Origin of the sequence: Enterovibrio litoreus (genome assembly GCF_045679545.1) — a bacterium.
Classification (GTDB): Bacteria; Pseudomonadota; Gammaproteobacteria; order Enterobacterales; family Vibrionaceae; genus Enterovibrio.
On the sequence record NZ_CP166194.1, the window covers coordinates 1,072,856 to 1,098,839 of the forward strand.

The 25,984-nt window shown below is 47.7% G+C and carries 19 protein-coding genes and 4 tRNA genes; 3 read left to right on the forward strand and 20 right to left on the reverse strand.

Annotated features, from left to right (window positions below):
• Positions 1-68 precede the first annotated feature (68 nt).
• The 5 genes from AB8599_RS04715 to rnt form a co-directional block, all read right to left on the reverse strand.
• Complete coding sequence (locus AB8599_RS04715; RefSeq protein ID WP_407332630.1) at positions 69-1,391, reverse strand: Na+/H+ antiporter family protein; 1,323 nt, start codon at positions 1,389-1,391, stop codon at positions 69-71.
• A 165-nt stretch (positions 1,392-1,556) separates the two neighbouring features.
• Positions 1,557-3,884: a VolA/Pla-1 family phospholipase gene (locus AB8599_RS04720; protein ID WP_407332631.1), complete on the reverse strand. Its 2,328-nt coding sequence runs from the start codon at positions 3,882-3,884 to the stop codon at positions 1,557-1,559.
• Positions 3,885-3,922: 38 nt separating this feature from the next.
• Positions 3,923-5,176, reverse strand: coding sequence for an outer membrane protein transport protein (locus AB8599_RS04725; protein ID WP_407332632.1), 1,254 nt, complete (start codon positions 5,174-5,176; stop codon positions 3,923-3,925).
• Between the two features lie 447 nt (positions 5,177-5,623).
• A complete protein-coding gene (locus AB8599_RS04730; protein WP_407332633.1) occupies positions 5,624-6,937 on the reverse strand; it encodes an outer membrane protein transport protein in 1,314 nt (437 codons plus the stop codon).
• A gap of 274 nt (positions 6,938-7,211) precedes the next feature.
• Positions 7,212-7,892, reverse strand: a complete 681-nt coding sequence (gene rnt / locus AB8599_RS04735) for a ribonuclease T (RefSeq protein ID WP_407332634.1) — start codon at positions 7,890-7,892, stop codon at positions 7,212-7,214.
• 228 nt (positions 7,893-8,120) lie between these two features.
• On the opposite strand from rnt, the gene motY reads away from it, so the two are divergent.
• A complete protein-coding gene (gene motY / locus AB8599_RS04740; protein WP_407333178.1) occupies positions 8,121-8,957 on the forward strand; it encodes a flagellar protein MotY in 837 nt (278 codons plus the stop codon).
• Positions 8,958-9,046: 89 nt separating this feature from the next.
• Here the strand turns inward: motY and AB8599_RS04745 are convergent, their stop codons facing one another.
• The 14 genes from AB8599_RS04745 to AB8599_RS04810 all read right to left on the reverse strand — a co-directional run bounded on the left by AB8599_RS04745 (position 9,047) and on the right by AB8599_RS04810 (position 22,293).
• On the reverse strand, positions 9,047-11,944 hold the full coding sequence (locus AB8599_RS04745) for an HD domain-containing phosphohydrolase (protein ID WP_407332635.1): 2,898 nt from the start codon (positions 11,942-11,944) through the stop codon (positions 9,047-9,049).
• Positions 11,945-12,224: 280 nt separating this feature from the next.
• Positions 12,225-12,641, reverse strand: a complete 417-nt coding sequence (gene gloA / locus AB8599_RS04750) for a lactoylglutathione lyase (protein ID WP_017006688.1) — start codon at positions 12,639-12,641, stop codon at positions 12,225-12,227.
• Between the two features lie 118 nt (positions 12,642-12,759).
• The gene (nth, locus tag AB8599_RS04755; protein ID WP_407332636.1) at positions 12,760-13,401 is read right to left on the reverse strand and encodes an endonuclease III; all 642 of its coding nucleotides are present in this window, start codon (positions 13,399-13,401) and stop codon (positions 12,760-12,762) included.
• A gap of 24 nt (positions 13,402-13,425) precedes the next feature.
• The gene (locus AB8599_RS04760; RefSeq protein ID WP_407332637.1) at positions 13,426-14,118 is read right to left on the reverse strand and encodes an electron transport complex subunit E; all 693 of its coding nucleotides are present in this window, start codon (positions 14,116-14,118) and stop codon (positions 13,426-13,428) included.
• Complete coding sequence (gene rsxG, locus AB8599_RS04765; protein ID WP_407332638.1) at positions 14,115-14,747, reverse strand: electron transport complex subunit RsxG; 633 nt, start codon at positions 14,745-14,747, stop codon at positions 14,115-14,117. The genes AB8599_RS04760 and rsxG overlap by 4 nt, the downstream gene beginning before the upstream one ends.
• Entirely contained in the window at positions 14,744-15,805 is a 1,062-nt protein-coding gene (gene rsxD / locus AB8599_RS04770; protein WP_407332639.1) for an electron transport complex subunit RsxD, read from the reverse strand. Before rsxD ends, rsxG begins: the two co-directional genes overlap by 4 nt.
• A gap of 2 nt (positions 15,806-15,807) precedes the next feature.
• Positions 15,808-18,279: an electron transport complex subunit RsxC gene (gene rsxC / locus AB8599_RS04775; RefSeq protein WP_407332640.1), complete on the reverse strand. Its 2,472-nt coding sequence runs from the start codon at positions 18,277-18,279 to the stop codon at positions 15,808-15,810.
• Positions 18,276-18,866 (reverse strand): electron transport complex subunit RsxB, encoded by a 591-nt coding sequence (gene rsxB / locus AB8599_RS04780; RefSeq protein WP_407332641.1) that lies wholly within the window; start codon positions 18,864-18,866, stop codon positions 18,276-18,278. Before rsxB ends, rsxC begins: the two co-directional genes overlap by 4 nt.
• The gene (gene rsxA / locus AB8599_RS04785; protein ID WP_016958374.1) at positions 18,866-19,447 is read right to left on the reverse strand and encodes an electron transport complex subunit RsxA; all 582 of its coding nucleotides are present in this window, start codon (positions 19,445-19,447) and stop codon (positions 18,866-18,868) included. Before rsxA ends, rsxB begins: the two co-directional genes overlap by 1 nt.
• Positions 19,448-19,788: 341 nt before the next feature.
• Positions 19,789-20,951, reverse strand: a protein-coding gene (locus tag AB8599_RS04790) for an IS3 family transposase (protein ID WP_407332108.1) whose coding sequence is annotated in 2 segments (ribosomal slippage) — positions 19,789-20,696 and positions 20,696-20,951 — 1,164 coding nt in all. Because the reading frame shifts where the segments join, the coding sequence is not laid out codon by codon here.
• 364 nt (positions 20,952-21,315) lie between these two features.
• Positions 21,316-21,391 (reverse strand) — tRNA-Asn (locus AB8599_RS04795).
• Between the two features lie 188 nt (positions 21,392-21,579).
• Positions 21,580-21,655 (reverse strand) — tRNA-Asn (locus AB8599_RS04800).
• Positions 21,656-21,845: 190 nt separating this feature from the next.
• A tRNA-Asn gene (locus AB8599_RS04805) sits at positions 21,846-21,921 on the reverse strand.
• A gap of 296 nt (positions 21,922-22,217) precedes the next feature.
• A tRNA-Asn gene (locus tag AB8599_RS04810) sits at positions 22,218-22,293 on the reverse strand.
• A gap of 753 nt (positions 22,294-23,046) precedes the next feature.
• Between AB8599_RS04810 and AB8599_RS04815 the strand changes: the two genes are divergently transcribed.
• Positions 23,047-23,814, forward strand: coding sequence for a class II aldolase/adducin family protein (locus tag AB8599_RS04815; RefSeq protein WP_407333179.1), 768 nt, complete (start codon positions 23,047-23,049; stop codon positions 23,812-23,814).
• A gap of 53 nt (positions 23,815-23,867) precedes the next feature.
• A complete protein-coding gene (locus AB8599_RS04820; RefSeq protein ID WP_407332642.1) occupies positions 23,868-25,043 on the forward strand; it encodes a mandelate racemase/muconate lactonizing enzyme family protein in 1,176 nt (391 codons plus the stop codon).
• Positions 25,044-25,136: 93 nt separating this feature from the next.
• On the opposite strand, the gene AB8599_RS04825 is transcribed toward AB8599_RS04820, so the two are convergent.
• Positions 25,137-25,982 carry an amidohydrolase family protein gene (locus AB8599_RS04825; RefSeq protein WP_407332643.1) on the reverse strand — a complete coding sequence of 282 codons (846 nt, stop codon included), beginning with the start codon at positions 25,980-25,982 and terminating at the stop codon, positions 25,137-25,139.
• Positions 25,983-25,984: the final 2 nt, after the last annotated feature.

A 25,984-nucleotide genomic window follows, 5' to 3' on the forward strand; every position in this document is an offset into this window, starting at 1 on the left:
ATGTATTAACGTTAAAAAGCCGCTTCATGAAGCGGCTTTTTTGTGTTTGTTTGCTCGACTATTGAGACCTAAAGCGTCATAGCTGCTAACCAGCCAAACGCAATCAATGGCAAGTTGTAGTGAATAAAGGTAGGCACAACTGTATCCCAAATGTGTTCATGCTGTCCGTCGGCGTTGAGGCCTGATGTTGGGCCTAGCGTGGAATCTGATGCAGGAGAACCCGCATCACCCAGCGCAGCAGCCGTGCCAACGAGAGCAATAGTCGCCATTGGTGAGAAGCCAAACGCCAGTGCTAATGGGACGTAAATGGTGGCAATGATGGGAATGGTGGAAAACGACGAACCAATCCCCATGGTCACCAGCAAGCCAACCACTAACATTAGCAATGCTGCCAGCGGCTTGTTGTCACCAATCGCGCCAGACAGCGACGCCACCAAGGTTTCAACCCCGCCCGTCGCTTTCATCACTGCCGCAAAGCCTGCTGCTGAAATCATAATAAAACCAATCATGGCCATCATATGAACGCCGCGGGTAAACACATCGTGGGTGTCTTTCCACTTAATCACGCCACCAAAGGTGAACACCATAAAGCCAGCCAGTGCACCCACAATCATTGAGCCAGTATAAAGTTGCACGCTTAATGCAGCTGCAATAGCGAGAACAGCAATAACGATGTTCTGCGGTTTGAATGCGATTTTTTCTGGTTCTGCTGCCAGAATTTTCTCTTCCGAGTACTGGCGTGGTTTGCGGTAGCTGATAAAAGTGGCTACCAGCACACCAAACAGCATGCCTGCAGCGGGCAGCAGCATAGCCTGCGGTACTTGGCTACCGACAACATCTAATCCGTTGTCGTGCAGGTTTTTCAGCAAAATATTGTTGAGGAAAATACCGCCAAAGCCAATAGGCAACACCATGTACGGCGTGATCAAACCAAAAGTGAGAACACAAGCAACTAGGCGGCGATCCAGATTCAGTTTGGCAAACACATGCAGCAATGGTGGGATAACAATAGGGATAAATGCGATATGGACAGGGATGACATTTTGAGAGGAAATAGCCAGTAGCGCCAGAGCGACCAATACCATGTATTTCAGCGCACTGGATGCTGAGGCATTGTCTTTTCCATGGAATCTCCGAATTACGCCACGCGCGAGTAGATCGGTAATACCAGAGCGGCTCAACGCCACGGCAAATGCACCTAACATGGCGTAACTTAGCGCAATCGTCGCGCCACCGCCCAAACCGCCTTCAAAGGCTGAAATGGTATCAGTAAGCGAAAGGCCACTGACTAGGCCGCCAAGAATGGCGCTAAAGGTTAACGCGACAACGACATTCACGCGCATCAGCGCCAATGCCAGCATCACGCAAACGGAAATGACAACTGGATTCATGATTTCTTATCCCTACTTCTTGCTCAACCCGAGCCAATATTTGTCCCAAAAAAACGAAGGTCACAGTTTGCGGAATTTTTTGAGGTTGTCGAGGGGAAATTGGATGGCTAGAGAAATAAAAAGGCCAGCGGGTGCTGGCCTTGTGGATAGCATTCAATTCAGATGTTATTCGAGTACGCTATTATCCGAGACAACGAAGTTTTCTAGAAAACCACTCACGAACTGCACAAGTTGGGATTGCATCTCAGTGGAATGACCAAGATCACTGAGATCGTCTTTCTGCGGTGCAATGACTGAGCTATGTTCGCCAATCTCATTGAACTTCGTGAAGTTACGTCCACCGATGGTGGCAGTAGCTGCGTTCGTTACCTCATTAAGCCCCAACGTTGTGGCTAATGGGATAGTTCCCGCAAAAGGTGCATTTGCTACCGAGTTTGGAACAGTATCGTCATTCTTCACCTGTTGCATGTAGATGGGCAGGCCATTCAGTACATTTGTATCTGTAGCATCGTTCAGGTTGACGAGATTCAATGGGTCCACTGTATCCAGCACGGTTTGTGCGGCATAGGCGAATTGACTGAGTACAGTCGATTTTTTAGCGTCAGGTACTCCCGCAGTCACAGTATTTGAAATTAATGGGCCGAAAGAATCAGAGCCAAGTAACAAGTTCACAATTTGCCCACCCGTATTTGCCGCTGCGATTCGCGTGAACTTAAACAATGAATCTCCAGTTGGGCTGCCCAACGTATTGTTTGCCGTTGCAACTGTACCGAAACCCGTAATACCACCCAGTGAGTGACCAAACAAAGAAGGGTTCGTGGCCGTTGTGTCGCCTAGCTGTGCGAGTGGTGTATCTACAAATAATCCAGCACCCTGTGAAATAGTTACAGCTGCACGCAAGCCCAAATTGTCAAGGATACTTTGGCGCAAGTTGTCACGCCCAACTGGCAAATAAGCCAAGTTGAGGTAGTTCGTTGGGTCAACATTCGCTGAACGGGTTTCGTCTAAGCTACGTTCGCCATGAATAGGTTGGTCAATCGCCAGTACAGCAATGTTTTTCCCTAACGACTTAGCGGCGTTAATGATATTAGCTGAAAAAGCATAGGCATTTTCTTTGGTAGATGTAATCCCATGTTGATAAATGACCAACTCCATCGCACCGGTAGGTGATGTCGGAGTAAATAAAATAAACGGCACATCCTCCAGAGATTTCACCTGCGGAATCGGGCTGAATCGGGTAATGATGCGCTCTGAATCCAATTGCTTACCTGAGCTGTCTTGCAGTGTGAGACCAACGAGCTTGAGTTGTTCACTCTTGTCGTCTGCAAGTTTTGACACATCGATACCAGCTTCTACTAGTTGCTGGGTGACAGTGCTTGCATTGCTGTTATCGCCTAAAGCGTTTGAAATCACCGCCAAGCTTGGCATGCCAGATTCAAAGGGTGTTTTATTCCATGTGGATGCATCTTTCTCTAGGAAATAAGGCAGTTTAACCGTGCCCTTGCTTACGGTGATTGAATCAGGCACATAGTAACCTAACAGCAGAGACGTTGCAGTCCCGTCCGGGTCTATGTATTTAGCGAAGTTTGAATCGGTTTGCATTGCTGCAGCATAGTCTTGTCCTGATGCTGGCACAGACATCAAGTATGCTTGTGACAGGTCAGCGTTGTTAGGGTTAGCCGAGCCTTTCCAAATTGCATTGAAATTACCTTGACCAGCACCCGTTGCGATAGCTGCTTTTGTCGCATATAAGGTGTCTCCTACCGATTGGGTTGAGAACCAGGAGCTGTAAACGATGTCTTCTGGTTGAACACCAAGCGCGGAAAATAGGGTATTCACCCCTTGAGTAACTGCACTCGCAGGTTTCAGCGTATCAACAAGTGTAGGGTTTGATTTGGACACAAGGGTGGCGTAAGAGCGGGTCATTCCTACGCTGTTCCCATTAATATCCGTGAAGGCATCGGTAATGACGAAAGCATACTCTGAAGAGGGTTCGAGTGGCTGAGTGAATACCACAACTGCATTATCAGAGTTTGAGTCTGTAACAACGTTAAAGTCTATTCCTAGTGCAAGGACTCTATCAACACTCGGGTTTTCTTCAGTCAATTTCTTGGTCAGTTTGACGATGTGAATACCCGTTGTGGCATAGCCATCCGCTAAGCCTGCCCCTTTGAAGGACAAAACCATTGGCATAGAAACTGGCCAGCCATCCATTGTTCCCATTGCAGCAGCAGGGTTTGATAGCTCGTTGTTACCTTCTGTAGGGATGTCTAACGTACCATCTTTTTGGTTCATCAGGACAAAGCTTGGACCTGGAATACTGGCATCAGCACCTGCAAGTTGGAAGTTCACTAGCGTTGGCGCATTCAGACTGTTCTGGATATAGTCTTCATAAGTACCTTGAGGTTCGCCACCACTTAGTGATGATTCACCACCGCATGCTGTCAGCCCAATGACCGACGCGAGAGCAAGTACAACAGTCTTCTTGTTCATCATTATTCCCTTGTTCATTATCATTCTCCCTGACTGCTTTAGAAGCTGTAGTTTGCTTGAAGCGCGCCAATGTACGCAGCACCTTTCGCTGAGAATTCTCGCTCACCTGCGCGACTGGTTTCAGTAAAGGTTCCTGATTTGCTGGCAATGTAAGTGATACCCGCATCGAAAGTCAGGCTCGGAGAGTATTTATAGGTCGCACCAGCTGAATACCAGTAGCGATCCGAATCTGGAATGCTGAGTGTTGACTTGCCTGCTTTTTCATCAAAAGCAAATCCAGCACGGACTGTCCAGTCGTTGGATATGTCATATGTCGTTCCGAGAGACCAGCGGAATACGCTCTGGTAATCTTCTTTTTTCTCGAAACAAACGCCTTGAACACCGTCTGATGCACACTGTGAACCTGTAGCTTTAAGCTCAGTAAAAGAGCTCCATTGGCTCCACATTACGCTGTAGTGAATGGCTAAATCATCACGAAGTTGGTGAAAACCAGAAAATTCAGCAACAGCGGGAAGAGGCACTGAAAGATCGCCAGTAACAACATTACCTTTAGTTCCTGTCACTGAACCTTGGTGGTCGGTAAAGTCACCTTCAAACTCCAACTCGACTTTGGAGCGGTAGGCAAAGCCAAAACGGTTGTCTTTGTCTAACTCGTAGAGTGCACCAACATTCCAGCCATATCCCCAAGTATCGCCTTCCATGCTGATGAGTTTTGCACCGCGATCATCGATATTAAAAGAGTCTGTCAGTACACCTACATGCCTATTGAGTTCGGCCATTGCGTACACAATGTTGATGCCACCGCCAATGCTTAGCTGTTCACTGACTCGGTAAGCAACAGAAGGGTTTAGATTAACGCTGACTAAGGAGGTGTCACCGGCAAGATCGCCCGTTTCGAAAGCATCAGGATAGTCAGTCGCTACACCGTAAACAGTGTACAAACCCATTCCCCAAGACCATTTGTCATTGATAGGGCTTACATAATAAGAAGCGGGCACCAGTTGCATAGGCGCAACATCAGACGCTTTTTGACCGCTTGTAGTATTAGTGATATCAATTTCTGGGTTGACGACATGCAAAGCTCCCGACACTTGGCTTTCTTCAAACATCGTCATTTGTGCTGGGTTTCGCCCGATTACAGAGGCGTTGTCGGCAATCGCGGCTTCACCTGCATAAGCTCTTCCTAGCCCACTAGCAGAATGCTCGGATACCTGAAAACCCGCACTCCAAGCACTAGGGGCAGCGAGTGCGACAGCGATAGCTATCGCGCTTCTTGATAATTTTTTTGACATACAGCCTCTCATCCAAATTGAGCCTTTGATTGTTTTTTAATCAAAATCCAAATATTTTCAATAAGTTGAAAAAACGTTGCAGCTTAAAGCATGCGCCAGTTCAAGCTGGTCGGATCTTTGTGTGGATTAATATGTCATGTTGTCGATAAATGTTAAATACCTGTTAAAGACTGTATTTATGTATGGAAAATCACACACCTATGTCTGAATTTAAAACTCGTGTTTTAAGTAAAAGCACTAAAATTGAAATAGTGCAGCTGAGTGCTTTAGTTTTAGGTATTTACAATTTGAAATAAATTGAGTGCAAAGCGAACGATTGTTTGAAAGAGAGCAGTTTCGGTAAAATCGTCGAGTCACAAGGGGAGAGACAAGATTCTGCTTTTGTGACAGGCAACAAAAAAAAGCCGATTATGAAAATCGGCTTTTTCTTATATTTAAAACAAATGGTTAGAATGTGTAATTGGCACTAATTGAGTAAATGTACGCATCACCGCCAGCTTGGAAATTGTATGTTGCAACACTCTCAGACTCTGATCCTGTGACAGTGTCCCCATTAAGGTAGGCGAAGCCGCCGTCAATGGTTAATGAATCCGTGGCTTTATATGTTGCACCCAAGGTATACCAGTTGCGATCAGTATCCGGAATACTCATTGTTCGATATTCATCTTTAACTGGGCTTTCATCAATTGCAAATCCAGCGCGTAACGTCCACATTTCATTTAGATAATGCGTCGCACCGATAGCGTATCGCCAGCTATCTTCCCATTTTTCTTCTTTGAGTAAGCACACTCCTGCGCCATCGGTGCTGCTACATGAAGCACTCGTAGCTCTAAGCTCTTCGAAGCTGCTCCAACCTGTGCGCATTACACTGTATGAAATTGCCCATTTGGGAACGATTTTGTGATAACCAGAAAATTCAAAAATGTCTGGTAAGTTGAGTTCGAGTTCACCGGGTACGCTTGCCCCCGTGACTAGGCTGGCTGGATTAGACGTTCCTTTGTAATCACCTTCTAAAGTGATATCAACTTTAGAACGATAGCCAAAGCCCACTCTGTTGTTTTCATTGAATTGCCATAACGCACCAACATTCCAACCAAATCCCCAGCCATTACCTTCCAGACTAGTGACTTCTGTGGTGGCAGAAGGAACGGTTAGCCCAGCACCTGCCAATACGGGCTGAAGTGAACCGGCGTTGCGCGTTAACGTTGCATCGGCGTAAACGGCATTTAAACCCACACCCAAGCTCAACTGCTGATTTACTTCGTAGGCGAAGTTAGCATTGAAATCAACCGTAGCGAGTTCACTTTTACCAGCACCAGGACCCGCGATCGCATCTGTCGGATATTCCGTAGCCAAACCAAAGTTTGAAAAAACAGACATGCCGATTGCCATCTTGTCATTAAGAGGGCGTACATAGTGGGCATTTGGAACCAAAGCGTCAGGCGCTACGCCAGAATAATTCTGAGACCCTGTTTGTGCCGGAGGATTAGAGATTGCGAGTGAACTGCTTGTCACTGTGGTATCCACATCCGGCTGTATAAACGACAAACCACCAGAAACCTGTGCGGAGTCAAACATGGTCATCGCGGCAGGGTTACGTGCTGCTACGGCGGCGTTATCTGCAATTGCGGCTTCACCAGCAAATGCACGGCCAAGGCCACTTGCAGAGTGCTCACTGATTTGGAAGCCAGCGCCGTGTGCTTGAAATGCTGCCAAAGCAACGGCGGTTGAAAGTAGGGTGCGTTTAGTTATTGGTTTCATCTAGTTTTGCCTCTTGATCACTGCCTTGTATGTTCCTCGCTTCTTTTTTTGCGTTATTTCGCAAAAATGATTGAGCGAGTTAGTCAAAAAGAGTATAGGCACAAGATTGAAAATGTAGCTGGTTTGTTATCAATAGTTTGCGCGAGATCTAATCAGAATATTGAGAGGATTTTGGATTGATTCAAACTTTTGTTTGAATTTTTTGTTTGAATTTTTTGCAGGGATGGCGGCCTGCCTTATATTTTAAGCGGTTCCGCCATTTGTTTGTTGATGTCTAATCTATTTGTTCATCAGTGGCTTGTTCGGATTCTGCTTCGACTTCAAAAACAGGCCAGCCGCCTAATTTCTTCCATCTGTTAACAATCTCACAAAACAGCTCTGCGGTGCGCTCTGTATCATAAAGCGCTGAATGCGCTTCGCGGTTGTCAAAGGCAACACCTGCGGTTTTACACGCTTTTGCGAGCACTGTTTGACCGAGTGCCAACCCACTTAATGCTGCTGTATCGAAAGTTGCAAACGGGTGGAATGGGTTGCGTTTAAGGAGAGAGCGTCTAGAGGCTTCCATCACGAAGCTGTGATCGAAGTTCGCGTTGTGCGCAACGATGATTGAACGCTGACACCCAGAGGCTTTCTGTTCTTTGCGGACGAGCTTAAAGATTTCCTTTAGCGCATGCTCTTCGCTAACCGCGCCGCGAAGCGGGCTGAAGGGGTCACGAATGCCATTGAACTCAAGCGCTTCTTTGACAAGGTTTGCGCCTTCGAAAGGAGTAACATGAAAATGAATTGTTTTATCAGGAGACAGCCAACCATCGTCGTCCATTTTTAAGGTTACTGCACAGATTTCAAGTAAAGCGTCTGTGTTTGAGTTAAACCCAGCGGTTTCGACGTCGATAACGACAGGAAAGTATCCGCGGAATCGTGCTCTTAGCGTGTTAAGGTTGGTTTCTTGAGTCATGTCTCTTGCAACTAATAAAAATCAGGCGAGCATTATGGCAGAAGCGCGGGGTATTTTCATTTCTACTTTGGGCTCTCCGGATTAAAATAAACCCTAAAGATATGGCGTCACTTACCGATATGGTAAACAGCACCATTCCTCTATCAGTCACCACGAGAAACAGGAAACTGCCCTGCCATGAAGAGAGAAAATACCTCTCCACTGCTGACATTTTTCATTGCTGCAAGCATGTTGCCGCTGTCGGTTAATGCGAGCAAATTCTATGGTGCGAAGCCACTTGAGTCCCAATGGCAAGTCACCGTTGATACGCCGATTGAATGCCGAATAGAACATATGATCCCAAATTATGGGATGGCGACATTTACTTCGCGCGCGAGCAAGAAGATCAATCTGGACTTTGAGCTTGAAATGCGTCGCCCAATGGGACAAACAGAAAATGTCTCTTTGGTATCCATGCCTGCGGTTTGGCGGCCTGGTGAAGCCGCTGAGTATATCGACCGTCTTCGCTTTTTTAAGCAGTTTGACGGATATGTTGATGGCCAGACTGCTTGGGGAATGCTGGCAGAGTTAGAAGGTGGGCGCTTTCCAACTTTTAGTTTTCAGGAATGGCAAAGTCGCGGGAAACGTGTAGACGTTGCGCTATCCGCAGTATCTTTCCAGCAACCTTATAACGAATTTAGTCGCTGTATTGCTCGCTTATTACCGTATTCGTTTGAAGACATTGCATTTACGGTGCTTCATTACAATGATAACGGCGATGAGTTGAATAAGCCGTCGATGGCAAAATTGGCACAAATCGCTGAATTTGTTCGATACAGCCCAGATATCGACTTGGTGTTGATGGCCACATATACCGATGGTCGTGGCGCAAAGGCGGCGAATCAGCGTATGTCTGAAGTCAGAGCCAAGAATCTGGAAGAATATTTCATGTCGTTGGGCTTGCCAAAAGATCGTATTCAAGTCGAGGCATTTGGTGAGCGCAGGCCGATTGCAGATAACGATAGTCCAATTGGTCGAAATAAGAACCGTCGTGTTGTTATCTCGCTGGGGCGTTCCATTATCTAACTTGTGGCAATGTTAAATTCATACTGAAAGCCCCGCGTGAAAACGTCGGGGCTTTTTGCATATTGAGCGCGACTATGTCGAGTGCTCATTTACGTTACGGCGGCGGTTTCAGTCTTTTCTTTAGGGGTAATCATCGCAAGTAATGCTTGTTCGTCAACGGTATCTTGTTGTGATTGTGGCAAGAAAGCTTCCGCATAGCGCAGATAGATTTTCTGTTCGATAAACAAGCGGAACAGCTTGGGATCGACGTGTTTGTCTTTTGCCATAAAGGCTAATATCTTCATGGCCTCACTGAGTGTTTTGGCTTTTTTATAAGGCCGATCACTGGCAGTGAGTGCTTCAAATATATCTGCGATTGCCATTATACGCGCATCGACAGACAGGTTGGTTTCATCTAAGCCGTAGGGGTAACCTTTGCCATCGAGTTTCTCGTGGTGACCGCCTGCTATCTCTGGCACGCGTTCTAGGTGTGTAGGATAGGGGAGTCTTCTTAGCATTTTAATGGTCTGAATAATATGGTCATTAATAATAAAACGTTCTTCATTGGTTAACGTACCGCGCTGAATAGACAGGTTGTGCAATTCGCCGCGATTGTACTGAAGGTCGGGAACGGGCAGCTTGAACTCCCAGTTCTCAAAGGTGTCGAGTTGCTGGGATAGCCAAGGGATTTGGTGCTCAAGCTTGTTTGACAGAACATGCTCTTTGCAAGGCAATGTTCGATCTTTTCTGCGTTGACGGCGATCTTCCTCTTCCCACGACAAACCCTGCATGTCGTCGATGGTGCGATACCAGGTTCTTGATGCGATCTCTTCTAGGCGAGTGACATTTTTACTGTCCATAAACTCGTCGCCTAAGTTGTGTTTGGCAATGAAAGCAAAATCGTCATCCAATGCTTTGTGCTCATCGCGAAGCCAGTGATCTAAGGCTGTGACATCTTCTCCCTCACTGCGCCGTTTCCAGTAGCTGATTTCTGCATCACGCTTCAACACTTCAAAGCGGGTGCGAATTTCATGAATGCGGTTGTAAATGGTTTCAAGCTTGGTGGCCTTGTCGACGACATATTCTGGCGTTGTCACTTTGCCACAATCGTGAAGCCAAGCCGCGAAATACAATGCCTCTTGGCTTTGTTCGTCCAGTGTGAAATCTGCGAAGTGTTTAGTATCTTTACTTGCTGCGTCTGCCAACATAAACGTGAGTTCTGGTACACGTTGGCAATGTCCGCCAGTGTAGGGGGATTTGGTATCAATCGCAGATGCCATGAGCTCGACAAAAGATTTGAACAAGTGTTTTTGAGCTGCCACGCGATCCCAGTTTTCTTTTATTAAGGATGCGAAGCCTAAAAACTGCGTCATGAAATGAATTTTTTCTTCCTGATGTTCAGGGATGTGATGGTTAAAACCGAGTAATACATAGCCCACGCTTTCGCTTTCACGGTTGTTCAGCGGTAAAAGCCAAACGCGCTTTAGATCGGCGGGGAATAAGCCTCTCTGGATGTCTGTGGATGAAGGCGTGAAGCTGAAGAATTGTTGGCATTCGAGCGCACTGGAAATTTCAGGTGACTCGGTGAGTATCTCTGCAATATTAATGGCTTTATCACTCGCATTTTCAGGGTATCGGGCGGTGAGTGATAATGATGTGTGATCGTCAGTTGATCGTGTCCACATGAGCACAAAATCCGCACCGGATGCGTGATGACAATGCGAGACAATGTCATTGAGCAGCGAATTGAAATTTGAACTGTTTGATACGCGATGCAAGGTGTCTAAAAATCCACTAATGGTATCCGCCATGACACCGATGGATTCGGAAAGCGTTCTCACTTCTGCAATGGCGGATGTTGGCAGTGTGATATTCGAAAAATCCAAATTACGGATTTTCTTGGTTTCTTCCCCTAATGCTTTTAGTGGTTTGGCTATTTGAGTGGATGCCCAGAGCACCATTAGCGTTCCCAATAAAAGTACCAGTGCACTGATAGCGATCTGATTGTTTCGTGCATTCAATGCGCTACCAATCAATTGATCTTCGGGAATAGCTTTTGCAAGCCACAGCCCTTTTCCGCCAGCGAAAGTAATATGAACAAGGCTTAACGTCCATGTTTGGTCGGTATGCTCGACATTGCGGGTCAGTTCTTTTAGCTCAGGTGCTGCGTAAAGGTCATTCAATGGTGATCTCGCCAACGATAACAGCAGTTGATCGGGCGATGCAGCATCAGCGTGAGAAAGAAATCCATTGTGGGCAATGATGTTCTTGTTGTGATCCAGCAATAGAAGCTGTGCATCTGCAGAGTCGGTGAGTGAGGACAGAAAGTTTGATAATGACGCTAATGTAATGTCTGCAGCGATGACGCCTTTATTATTGGCAAGTTGACGCGAGAGGGTAATGCCCATGCGTTGTATAAAGAAATAAAAGTAGGGGTCAGTAATGTGAATACTGCCGTCACTGGGTGCCACTTTGTACCAAGGTCTTGTGGTAGGTAAATAATCAATCTTATTTACATTTCCGCCAATGTAGCCAAGGTTTGCATCATAGTAGGTGCGCTCTTGTTGACCGTTGGCTTTGTTAACGTCCACCATAATGTGGCTGTTTTGTGGTGTCGAAAATTGTTGGCGCATGAAAGGCGCGGTGGTTGAACGCACAAACGCGGATTGCTCATCGGGATAGCCAAGATAAATTGACAACACATCGGGGTTTTTTTGCATGATGGCATCGATGGTTGCTAGCCACATTCTGTTGTTGGCAGTGCTAGGCTCTTGACCAAAGTTGGATACCGCCAGCATGTCTAAAGATGTGGTGACTGGAGCAACAAGCCTTTGAAATGATTGTTTTATCTGCTCTGCATTTTGTTCTGTTCGCTCGAGCGCCAATTGTTGATTTAGCGCCTTTGAGTTTTGGTAACTCAATACGATCAGAAGGACGGAAAGAACAGAAACAACGACAAAGAAAATGCCGGCAATATGTATCTGAAGCGTATAGCGGCGCTCAATCATATTTTATTGTCTTAAAAGTGAGATATAAAATAGAGCGTATCAGAACATTTATCGTGCAGAGCAGTTTCATTTAATCGTTTGAATTACATCACGTAATGATGAAATTGAAATGATGCTTTGTCGCTATGGTGAAGATGCCTGCGATGCACTGAAAAGGAGACAGGAGGAATAGCGGAGAGCGGGGAGACAGGAAGGAGATGGCAGGGCCACACCCGTCATGCGATGTGGTATGGCCCATTATACCCAGCACCTTGCGGTTGTTTGGGTATATGGCGGTAGATTAGTCGCCTAGACCAGCTGATGCACTTTTGTTTTGGATGAGCTCAATTTTGTAGCCATCAGGGTCTTCGACGAATGCGATTTCTGTTGAACCGCCTTTTACTGGGCCTGGCTCGCGCGTGATGTTTGCGCCTGCAGCACGCAGTGCATCACAGGTTGCGTAGATGTCATCGACGCCAATCGCGATATGACCAAATGCAGAACCATGTTCGTACTCGGTAGTGCCCCAGTTGTAGGTCAGCTCAATCACTGCGCCTGTTGACTCATCGCCATATCCAACGAAAGCCAATGTGTATTCGTACTGCTCATTTTCATTTTTACGCAGTAGTTGCATGCCCATGACGTCGGTGTAGAAAGCGATCGAACGATCCAAATCGCCAACGCGGATCATGGTATGAAGAATACGACCGTTGCTCATGTTGCTCTCCTTTAAATTAAATGCGGCGCCAGTGTATCAGCTTGATTTGTCTTGAATAGCATCTGAATCTGTCTTGTGCGCTGTAAATATCGATGTGTACATTGGTTTTCTAACGATGTTATTCGTCGGGATAAACCTTGTCCTTGAATTCACATAAATCTTCAATGATGCAGCTGCCACAGCGTGGCTTTCGGGCTACGCAGGTATAACGACCATGCAGAATAAGCCAATGATGTACATCGACTTTGAACTCTTTTGGTACAACCTTGAGTAGTTTTTCTTCTACTTGGTCGACATTCTTACCCATAGCAAATTTGGTTCGGTTGGACACTCGGAAAATATGGGTATCTACCGCAATGGTTGGCCAACCAAATGCAGTATTAAGCACTACGTTTGCCGTTTTTCGACCTACACCTGGAAGCGCCTCAAGCGCTTCGCGATTCTCAGGGATTTCGCCACCGTGTTGCTCGACCAAAATCTTGCAGGTTTTGATGACGTTTTCAGCTTTGGAATTGAATAACCCAATCGTCTTGATGTACTCCTTCACGCCATCGACGCCCAGATCCAATATCGCCTGAGGGGTATTTGCGATGGGATAGAGTTTATCCGTGGCCTTATTTACACTCACATCCGTCGCTTGCGCCGAGAGTAAGACGGCAATCAAAAGTTCAAACGGCGAACGCCATTTTAATTCTGTTTCTGGATGCGGGTTTTCTGCGCGAAGGCGTTCCAGTATCTCAACACGTTTTTGGTTATTCATTCTTCATCCGATGAAATTGGGTTGTTAGTCGGCAGACGTAATACGTACGCGCTCGATAACGGCTTTCTCTTTGGGTTGTTTCTTTTCTTGTCTAGCATCAATCACATTCTTTGCCGCGATCAAGAAGCCAACGGTTAAAAATGCACCTGGCGGCAACATGGCGAGCAAGAAAGGACTGTCAAAGTGGAACACTTCAATACGAAGCCCTGCAGCCCAATTGCCAAGGAGACGGTCTGCACCGTCAAACAAAGTGCCATTGCCCATTAGCTCGCGGATTGCACCTAAAACAACGAGGGCAGCAGTCATGCCCATGCCCATCCAGAAACCATCTAGCACCGAAGGGAGGGGCGCATTTTTTGATGCAAAAGCTTCTGCGCGACCAATGATGATGCAGTTGGTGACGATGAGGGGAATAAAGATACCCAGCGACTGATATAGGCCGAAAGCGTAGGCGTTCATGAGTAGTTGAACGCAAGTTACCAAGGAGGCAATAATCATCACGAAGATAGGAATACGGACTTCTTTGGGTACCCATTCGCGCACTAAGGAGACGATAAGGTTCGAGCCGACCATAACCAACAATGTGGCAATTCCCAGCCCCAGTGCATTGGTGACAGTGGCAGAAACGGCCAGCAGGGGACAAAGCCCAAGCAGTTGAACGATGGCTGGGTTGTTTAGCCATAATCCATTTTTCATTAGTTCGCGGTTTTGACTCATGATGCATCTCCACAATCAAGCGGCTGACGAGCAATGGTGTCTATGTTTTGCATGGCATACCACGCAGCCTTTCTCGCTGCGTTAACCACGGCGCGAGGTGTAATAGTCGCCCCAGTGAATTGATCAAACTGACCGCCATCTTTGTAAACGGCCCAACGTTTGTCGTCTGCACCTTCAAGGGGTTTACCACTAAAAGACAGCACCCAATCAGACACGTTGAGATCAATCTTGTCGCCCAGCCCCGGTGTTTCTGCGTGCTTAAGTACACGAACACCCAGTACGGCATTGTTGGTATCAATACCCACTAATACTTTGATTGCGCCGTTATAGCCATCGGGGGCAATGGCTTCGATGGCTAAAGCGGTTGGTTTACCATCTTTAGTGGCAACGTAAACGGGCATCGGTGCATCCGTTCCTAGAACGGGATTTGTCACGAGAGTACATTGTCGTGCCAAGGCGTTGTTATGAAGATCTTTGGGGATCACTTGATTCAGCACTTGTAACAATTGCAGACGTTCTTGTTCCGCAATAGTGTCTTTCGTCAGTGTGTTTGTTATGGCGACCAAGCCAGTTGAAAGCAAAGCCGCGAGAGCGAGAATCGCTCCGTTATTTCGCATTGCGCGGATCATTTGCTTTCCTTCCTGTAACCGTAGGCAGTCGGCTTGGTGTAGTAGTCAATCAACGGCACGCACATGTTTGCGATCAAAACGGCAAATGCGACGCCATCAGGGAAGCCACCGAAGGTGCGAATCAAATACACCAGTGCGCCAATCATTGCGCCAAAAACCAATCGGCCTTTTGGGGTGGTGGACGCGGAAACAGGATCGGTGGCAATGAAGAATGCCCCTAACATGGTTGCGCCGGAAAACAGATGTAATAGCGGTGATACGACAGCGTCGGGACTGATGGCGTATCCGATTAAACTGAAAACCAACAAGGTGGTTAGCATTGCCGTTGGGATTTGCCATTGAATCACTTTCAGCTTTAGCAGCGCTAATCCACCGAGGAGGAATGCTACATTCACCCAGCCCCAACCAAGTCCTGCAAAGGTGCCAAAAACAGGGTTTAACACCGCTTCGGATACGGTATTTCCGGCGAGTAACGCTGTTTTTACGGTATCTAATGGGGTTGCCATGGTCGTGCCATCAATGGCCACACGCAATTGATTGACGCTAAATCCGTCGGAGCTTAAGCCTGTGAAAATGCTGGAGGCACTATCTACGAAACCAAGCGGTTGCGCCAATAGGGACGAAGGTGGAAGCCAAGTTGTCATTTGAACAGGGAACGAGATCAGCAGGACGACATACGCAACCATGGCTGGATTGAATAGGTTTTGCCCCAGCCCGCCATAGAGGTGCTTTGCGATAACAATGGCGAATAAGCTACCAATGACCGCAATCCACCACGGCGCGAAGGGAGGGATAGAAACGCCAATCAACATACCGGTGAGTAGCGCCGAATTATCCTGTAAATAGCGTTTAACCGGACGTTGACGAAGTGCAACGATGGCTGCCTCTGCAAGAATAGCGGTAACAGACGCAATGGTAACTTGAAATAGAACGCCCCAACCAAAAAAATAACACAGTGCTGCGATACCTGGAACGGCGCACAAAAACACCATCATCATAATATCGCTGGTGCTTTTGCGGTTGTGGCTATGTGGACTACTGGCAATAAAAAAGGCCACGGTTACTCATCCTCGTCATTAATTTTGTTCTGCGCTGCTTTGCGCGCTTTAGCGCGAGCAATGGCAGCGGCAACGGCGGCTTTCTTTGGATCGATGTCAGCATCCGCTTCGTTTTCTGCAGCTGCGTCTTGAGCAGGTGCTTCAACGTCAGCCTGTTGTGCAGCCTTGCGCGCTTTGGCGCGAGCAATGGCAGCGGCAACGGCGGCTTTCTTTGGATCGACGTCAGCATCCGTTTCGTTTTCTGCAGGTGCGTCTTGAGCAGGTGCTTCAACGTCAACCTGTTGTGCAGCCTTGCGCGCTTTAGCGCGAGCAATGGCAGCGGCAACGGCAGCTTTCTTTGGATCGATGTCAGCATCCGTTTCGTTTTCTGCAGGTGCGTCTTGAGCAGGTGCTTCAACGTCAGCCTGTTGTGCAGCCTTGCGCGCTTTGGCGCGAGCAATGGCAGCGGCAACGGCGGCTTTCTTTGGATCGACGTCAGCATCCGTTTCGTTTTCTGCAGGTGCGTCTTGAGCAGGTGCTTCAACGTCAACCTGTTGTGCAGCCTTGCGCGCTTTAGCGCGAGCAATGGCAGCGGCAACGGCAGCTTTCTTTGGATCGATGTCAGCATCCGTTTCGTTTTCTGCAGGTGCGTCTTGAGCAGGTGCTTCAACGTCAGCCTGTTGTGCGGCCTTGCGCGCTTTAGCGCGAGCAATGGCAGCGGCAACGGCATCTTTCTTTTCAGTATCCGCAGAGGAGTCGTCAGCGCCTTTTGCGGGGCTAATACTTTCCATTTGCGCTTTGCGTTCACGCGCCTGACGTTTACGCTCTTCACGCAATAGTTTCATTTCGCTGTTGTCAGGTTCACTTTGACCTTGCGATGCCGCTTCCGCTTGCTTAGCTTTTGCTCTGGCAATCGCTGCGGCGACAGCAGGTTTAACGGCGGTTGCTGCGCTGTCTGCCTCAGACTTGGCTTTCACGCGCGCAATCGCTGCAGCAATGGCGTCTCCGTCACCGGATTTCTCCATGGCTTTACGGCGATTTTCGGCTGCTTTTTTATGGCGTTCCTCGCGCTGCTGTTTTTCACGCTCCATGCGCGCTTTTTTCGCTTCAAAGCGCTCACGAGCGCGTTCGGCTGCCACTTTTTCTGCATCGCGGGTACGAATTTCAGCTTTTGCTTGTCGATAGTATTGAACCAGGGGTATTTCGCTGGGGCAGACATAAGCACAAGCGCCGCATTCAATACAGTCAAACAGATCGTACTCTTGGCACTTGTCGAAATCTTGGTCTTTGGCATACCACTGCAACTGTTGTGGCAACAAAGACGCAGGGCAAACCTCGGCACATGCGCTGCAACGGATACAGGCCATCTCACCCTTGGATGGGGCGATTTCACGCCGGCTTGGCACCAAAACACAGTTGGTTACCTTGGTGACGGGCACGTCTGCATGTGGGACGGTATAGCCCATCATTGGGCCGCCAATAATCAGGCGTTCCAATTTTTGATCAGCTTGATAGCCATGCTTTTCAAGCAAGAAACGAACAGGTGTACCCAGTAGCGCCCATCGGTTTCGCTGTTCACGCAAGGTATTGCCTGTCAGCGTTACGACACGCTCGATCAGTGGTTCACCATCTATTACTGCGCGTTTAATCGCGAAGACAGTTCCTACGTTTTGCATCATCACGCCAATAGCGGCAGGGATAGATTTCGCGGGAACTTCCTTTCCGGTGATCAGTTTGATCAATTGCTTTTCACCGCCGGACGGATATTTGGTCGGCACGACCTGTACGAGAATGTCAGATTTACCGACGATAGCCGCTTTGAGTGCGGCTACCGCTTCTGGCTTATTGTCTTCTAGCGCAAGCACAGTCAATTTAGGGCTGACGATGCGTTGAAGCACTTCAACGCCTTGGATGATTTCGTCTGCGTACTCTTGCATCAAACGGTCATCAGCCGTGATGTAAGGCTCGCACTCTGCACCGTTGATAATCAGTACTTCTGTGCGAGCGAGCGCGGTTTGCAGCTTTCTTGCTGCTGGGAAACCCGCGCCACCCATGCCAGCGATGCCCATCATGCGTATATGGTCGATCAATGTTTCTGGCAAGGCTGTGTGGAAATCAGACATGCTGACTTTGTCGCCCCATTTATCTTCAAAATCTGGGCGAATCACGATACAGGTTTCTGATAGACCTGAAGCGTGTGCAATGGTGCGAGGTTCAATGGCGATAACGTCTCCTGACGTTGGTGCATGAACGGGGCAGCATTGCAGTATGTCCGATTTGGTCAACGGCTGGCCTTTCAAAACCCTATCGCCAACAGCCACTAACAGCTGACCTGTTGTGCCGATGTGTTGCTTCAGCGGCAAAACGATCTCGCTTGGGATTTCAGCGGCAAGAATGCTGAATTCACTCGATTGGCGTTTGTTTTCTGGTGGGTGGATACCACCGTGGAAATCCCAGACCTGACCGTGCTTTATTTCTTCGATAAGGGCGATCATGCTTGCTTAACCCCCTCGTCGTTTTTGTCAGTCTCGCTCGGGAGCTGGACAACGGGGATCTGCTCCAGTTGCCATTTCCATGTTTCAGGCGTTGTTTTCAAAGGGATCATTACAATACAGTCAGTCGGGCAAGGTGCAACACACAAGTCACACCCTGTGCACTCATCTTTAATGATGGTGTGCATGGCTTTTGTGCTGCCAATAATGGCATCAACAGGGCAGGCTTGGATGCATTTGGTGCAGCCAATACAGTCGTCTTCGATAATGAAGGCAACGGTTTTCACATTCTCTTCTTCGTGCGCAGATTCTGTTGCTTCTACGCCCATCAAATCAGCGAGTTTTTCGATCGTTGCTTGACCGCCCGGAGGGCACTTGTTGATGGTATCACCATTGGCAATGGCTTCAGCGTAAGGGCGACAACCCGGATAACCACATTGACCGCACTGTGTTTGCGGCAAAATAGCATCGATCTGTTCAACGATTGGATCGGCTTCTACTTTGAAGCGAATAGACGCAAACCCAAGCAAAATACCAAAAATAGCGGCAAGTACGGCAATAGCCAGTACCGCGATAAGAATTCCGGTCATTACAGTTTCACCAAACCAGTAAAGCCCATAAATGCCAGCGACATGAGGCCAGCGGTGATCATTGCAATGGAAGCGCCACGAAATGGGCTAGGCACATCGGCGGCGGCTATGCGTTCACGCATGGCGGCGAACAAAATCAACACTAATGAGAAGCCAGCGGCAGCACCAAAGCCATAAATGATCGACTCAATAAAGTTATGTCTTTCATTGATGTTAAGTAGAGCAACACCCAGAACGGCACAGTTGGTCGTGATGAGAGGCAGGAAAATGCCCAGCAAACGATAGAGCGTTGGGCTGGTTTTATGTACGACCATTTCTGTGAATTGCACAACAACGGCGATCACAAGAATAAAGCTCAGGGTACGCAGATACTCTAAGCCTAACGGTGCCAATATATAGGTTTCGACCAAATAGGCGCTTACTGACGCGAGAGTCAGCACAAAGGTGGTCGCAAGCCCCATCCCAATTGCGGTTTCAAGTTTCTTTGACACACCCATAAATGGGCACAAGCCAAGAAACTTAACCAACACAAAGTTGTTCACAAGGACAGTGCCGACAAGAAGCAACAAATACTCAGTCATGCCATTCTTCGAAAATTTATAAAGATCTTTGTATTATCGGCGTTTGAGGCCGCTATAACAACAGATAGGCAGAAGGGTTTTTCATCAAAAGGGGAGTAATGAACGATCTTTGTGCGAAATGCCCCTTTGTTTTACATGCAAGTAAACGATTAATAACAGTTAGGTAGGGGATTTTTAAAACCCAAACGAAAAAGGCCTCGTCTTTCGTCGGGGACGCCTAGTTAAGGCCTTCGTAAGGTGGCTCCTCCTGCAAGACTTATCGAGGACGCCTAGTTGGCGCAGCCTAGGCTTGCAACAAATCACGCAGTGAAATTCCCAAACGAAAAAGGCCTCTGTAGTGGTCAACTCATTCCGGACAGTAAATTAGGCCGATTTTCAGCTTTTGCAGGTGGAAGACCACCGTTATAACTATGCGGTCTCTTCCAGTTGTAATAGCTCATCAGGTAATGGCTGATATCTTTGGATGCCTCAGCGAAAGATGCATAGCCTGTTGCTGGTATCCATTCAGATTTTAGACTTCTAAATAGCCTTTCCATCGGAGCGTTGTCCCAACAGTTGCCACGGCGACTCATGCTTTGTGTCATCCGATACCGCCACAGGTGTTGTCGAAACTGGCGGCTGCCGTATTGAGACCCCTGATCCGAATGGAACATCACGCCACTTGGTTTTCCTCGTTGCTCATACGCCATCGACAACGCTTTTGTAACCAATGCCGCATCAGGACTGTCAGACATGGCCCAACCGACAACCCGTCTGCGATACAGGTCAATGACAACGGCAAGATAGCACCAACGTTGACCCGCCCATATATAGGTAATATCACCGCACCAGACTTGATCTGGGGCTGCGACACTGAACTGACGATCAAGCTGATTGGGAATATCAAGCCGTTCAATCGAGGCTTGCTTATAGTTATGTGAGCCGGGTTGCTTACTGATGAGTTGTGCCTCTTTCATCAATCGGCGAACCTTGAATCGGCCAATCTTATGTCCGAGATCAGTCATCATGTCGACCAGAGTGCGACTACCCGCAGAGCTTCTGCTCAGCGTAAACAGTCGGTTGATCTCGCTACGAAGATGCAAACGTTCAGCATCAATATCATGGCGCCGTTGGCAATGCTCATAGTAAGTCGACGTAGCAATATCTAACACAGCACAAACCAATTCTACCGGTTCTTGCTCTCTCAATTGGTCTATCAGCGCGTACGTTCGAGTTCGTCCGACATCAAGAGAGCAGTAGCCTTTTTTAGAATGGATTTTTCTCGTTCAAGTCGATGGATCCTTGCCTCTAACTCTTGGATTTTCTGCTGCTCTGGCGTTAAGGCTTTGGAAACTGGCGTACTACCTCCGCGCTCTTGTTCAAGTTGTGTGACCCAGCGTCTGAGTCCCGTTTCACCGACGTTTAATGAGCGGCTAGCCTCAGCAATTGAATACCCTTGGTCAAGTACCAAACAGGCTGCTTCCAGTTTAAATTCAGCGGAGAATGAACGACGTTGTCTTGTCATGGAACACCTCTTTCTTTAGTGGTGACTTTACCACCTTAAATGGTGTCCGGGATCATTAAACCACTACACTCGTCTTTCGTCGGGGACGCCTAGTTAAGGCCTTCGTAAGGTGGCTCCTCCTGCAAGACTTATCGAGGACGCCTAGTAGGCGCAGCCTAGGCTTGCAACAAATCACGCAGTGAAATTCCCAAACGAAAAAGACCTCGTCTTTCGTCGGGGACGCCTAGTTAAGGCCTTCGTAAGGTGGCTCCTCCTGCAAGACTTATCGAGGACGCCTAGTTGGCGCAGCCTAGGCTTGCAACGAATCACGCAGTGAAATTCCGAAACGAAAAAGGCCTCGTCTTTCGACAAGGCCTTCGTAATGTGGCTCCCCCTGCAAGACTTGAACTTGCGACATACGGATTAACAGTCCGCCGTTCTACCGACTGAACTAAGGGGGAACAGATTTTTGCGGCTTGCGACAAATCGCGAAGCGATTATCCCAGCCTAATAACACCTCATCATTCGACAAGACATTAGAAAGTGGCTCCCCCTGCAAGACTTAACGGGGCCGCCTAGGCTTGCGACAAATCGCGAAGCGATTATCCCAACCTAATAACACCTCATCATTTGACAAGGCATTAGAAAGTGGCTCCCCCTGCAAGACTTGAACTTGCGACATACGGATTAACAGTCCGCCGTTCTACCGACTGAACTAAGGGGGAACAGATTTTTGCGGCTTGTGACAAATCGCGAAGCGATTATCCCAGCCTAATAACACCTCATCATTATGACAAGACATTAGAAAGTGGCTCCCCCTGCAAGACTTAACGGGGCCGCCTAGGCTTGCGACAAATCGCGAAGCGATTATCCCAACCTAATAACACCTCATCATTATGACAAGACATTAGAAAGTGGCTCCCCCTGCAAGACTTGAACTTGCGACATACGGATTAACAGTCCGCCGTTCTACCGACTGAACTAAGGGGGAACAGATTTTTGCGGCTTGCGACAAATCGTGAAGCGATTATCCCAGCCTAATAACACCTCATCAATCGACAAGACATTAGAAATTTGGCTCCCCCTGCAAGACTTAACGGGGCCGCCTAGGCTTGCGACAAATCGCGAAGCGATTATCCCAGCCTAATAACATCTCATCAATCGACAAGACATTAGAAATTTGGCTCCCCCTGCAAGACTTAACGGGGCCGCCTAGGCTTGCGACAAATCGCGAAGCGATCATCCCAGCCCAATAACATCTCATCATTCGACAAGACATTAGAAATTTGGCTCCCCCTGCAAGACTTGAACTTGCGACATACGGATTAACAGTCCGCCGTTCTACCGACTGAACTAAGGGGGAATCTCTCAAAGCGGGGCGAATCTTAGCTATCGTCTGTTGGGCTGTCAACCTCTCAAACACTAGAAAATGACGATTTTAAATCATCTGTTTAATGCGCGATCAAAGTTGGCTGCTTTTTTGTTCTGTCGGGTAAATATGCATCAAACTTAGGCTTGGATCAGTGATGGTTTAACAAATTTTCTAATGGCGTTGGCAAGGGGTTTTATTTTTTCAGCCTTACTGCATTCAAAGGTAAAGAAAAGCACATGACTTAGATTGGTCAAAAAACAATCAGTGCATGGATTGCCGACGCGCTTAGGGTTTCCATATTGAGTGGGTTGTCGCTTTCTATAGGTTTAAAAACTTTGTGATGCACCTCTCATTGGTGTTTTTGTTGTGGGATCGGTCGATTAAGGAAGGATTCATTCAAAAATACATTGACATTCCTAAGTGCTTTTAGTGATTGCTTTCGCAAAGGTTACCCACAAAATCTGTGGATAAGTGTGTTAATCAACACTTTTATCCCCATTAGAGGATCCACCTTGAGGTTGAAATACAGGGTTTATTGAATTCTGCTGGGGAAAATTAATCAAACAACAGTGTGTTGAGGTATTTGTTGGTGGTATATCCATTTTTCGACGCGGAATTGAGTTGTACACATACAACAGCCACATTAGAGTTTCAAAAATGCGCACATTTTTCGGTATCGTGTTTGCGATGGGTCGGGAAATGAGACAAGCTGACAGAAGCAACAACTATCAAAAGGAAGAGATTGTGGACGCTTTACCCAAATTGGATTTAAAAGGGAAAGTTAGCGACATGGAGTGGCAACGCCGTGTTGATCTAGCTGCTTGCTATCGATTGGTCGCTCATATGGGATGGGATGACCTGATTTATACTCACCTTTCTCTTCGCATTCCTGATACTGATACCTACTTAGTGAATGCTTTCGGTGTTGCTTTTGATGAAGTGACCGCCTCGAATCTTGTGAAGGTGGATTTAGACGGCAATATTCTCGATGACTCGCCGTTTACTATTAACCCTGCGGGGTTCACGATTCACAGTGCTATTCACGAAGTGCGACACGATGCCCATTGCGTTATTCATCTTCACACTAACGAAACCATCGCGGTAGCGACACAAAAGGAAGGCTTGCAGTCACTCAGCCAATATTCGATGTTTTCACTTCCTTCATTGTCTTATCACGGCTATGAAGGGCTTGCAGTCAATGATGCGGAGCGTAAGCGTCTTCAAAGTGACCTTGGTAGTACCAATCACATGCTTTTGGTTAATCACGGCGGTTTAACGCTTGGGCCAACGGTGGGTGATGCCTTTATGCGTTTCTATGATATGCAACGTGCTTGTGAGGTGCAGTTGATGTTGCAGGCAGCAGGCAAAGACACCATCGCGGTGCCCAAATCAATTCAAGATAATATCTTCGCTCAAGCCAACGTGGTGCATTCCGGCGCGACGGGAGGTCAAAAGGCGTGGCCTTCTTTATTGCGCAAAGCATGGCGACTCGACCCGAGTTTTATGGAGTAAACGCCTCTCCCCGAGCGGAAGGTAGAAAGCGATAACCCTATTGGAGTACAAGGATGAAAGTAACATCAGTTGAAGTGTTTGATATTCATTGCCCGGATCGTACAACGTGGAATCCGGTGTTTGTGCGAATTCACACGGATGAAGGGATCAGCGGTGTCGGTGAAGCGGGTCTTGCTTACGACTTAGGCCATAGCGCTGCCGCGCACATGGTGAAAGAAATGGCAGAGGCCTTTCTGATTGGCCATGATCCTTTCCAAACTGAAATGCTATGGTCACGTATGTTACGTGAGAGCTTTTGGGGTCTAGGTGGCGGCCCTGTGGTGTATGCCGCGATGAGTGCGATTGATACGGCGCTTTGGGATATTAAAGGCAAGGCGCTTAATGTGCCTGTTTACCAATTGCTGGGTGGCAAGGTCAACGACAAGTTGCGTACCTATGCTTCTCAGTTGCAGTTTGACTGGGACAAAGATTTTAAGGCGCTTTCTCAGCCTGAGGAATATGCGGAAGCGGCGTTAAAAGCCATCGCGGAAGGATATGATGCGGTGAAGGTTGATCCCATCATGTATGACAAAGATGGCAACACCTATTACGAGCGCACCAAAATTATTTCCCGCGGTGAAATGAAGCTGTATCGCGCGCGCATGAAAGCGATTCGTGAAGCTGTTGGCGATGAAGTGGATATCATTTTTGAATGCCACAGTTTGCCGGGTGCGACAACGGCTATTCAACTGGGCGAGATTGCCGAAGAGTTTGACTGCATGTATTACGAAGAGCCCGTCAACTACCTCAACCATTCTTTGCACGCAAAAGTAGCGGACAAAGTGAAGGTGCCGATTGCTGGTGGTGAACGTTTATATAACCGCTGGGGTGTGAGACCGTATCTGGAAGACCAAAGCATTGATGTTTTGCAACCTGATATCGGCTTATGCGGTGGTTTCACTGAAACCAAGAAGGTGTGTGATTATGCGGATATCTTTGATGTACGTATTCAAGCGCATGTTTGCGGGGGCCCCGTTGCGACTGCTGCCTCATTGCACTTAGAAACGGCGATTCCTAACTTCTTGATCCACGAGCATCATACTTACGCGATCAAGGCGTGGAACCGTGAATTGTGTCTTCAAGATCCACAGCCTGTGAATGGCTTCTTCCAAGTATCAGAAGAGCCTGGTCTTGGCATTGAACTGAATGATGAAGTGGTCAAGCGTTCACCGCATATGATCATCAAGTAATTCTGCTTCGCATGATGAAAGTAAAACAACCCGCCAAAATGCGGGTTGTTTGTTTTTGCACGAAATTCATCGACAGGGAATTGCAGGGGGATATCAAAAGCCATAGAAGTGACGCGCATTCTCATTGCAGAGCTTTGCCAGCAAAGCCTCCGAGTAAGGAAGCGATAGGTAAGCGTGCCATAGCTCGTCATAACTTGCTCTAAACAGCGTCAGTGGAAAATTGCTCGCCAGCATGATTCTGTCTTCGCCAAATAGCGCGACTAACGCAGTCAGCCGATCTTGTATCACAGTGATAGGGTAGTGGCGGTCTGACATTTCCCAACCAGATGCCTTGACCGACAGCGAAGGCAATACAGCCAAGGCCTTCATGTTTTCGTCCCATTCCAACTGCTTTTTCGATGATGGAAAACCAGCATGGTTTAACGCCAAGCGCAGGCTAGGTAAGGCGTTGGACATTCGAATGAATGCGTTAACGGCTTCTGTATCTTGCGCATCGAATTGCGCCTCGAAAATCAGCTTCGCGTCAGCAATCTGCTTCAAGTTAGTCTGTACTGCGTCCATGGCGAGCAAAGTGACAGCATCGCTGTCCAAAATATGCCGCACACCGACCAAGCTTTGGTATTGCCCAAGTTTAGCTAATTGATTTGCAAAGGCATTTGGCGGCAAGGTTAAGTCGACACATCCAATGCTTTTAAATGGTAGAGAGCAGGTGCTTTCTAACCATGCAATTTCTCTCCAGGGCGCGTCATTATCAAACCCCGCTTCAACATGAACGAACCCAGTGAGTTGACGAGGCGCAGATAGCCTCAAATCAGCATCAGAAAAATCACGCTGGATCGTCGCCTTATCAGGCCAATGCGGCGCGTTACCCGCACGAAGCCAGCCATATTTCCCAAGCGAAAGATCGAACAGATGCAAGTGAGGATCAATGATCTGCATCG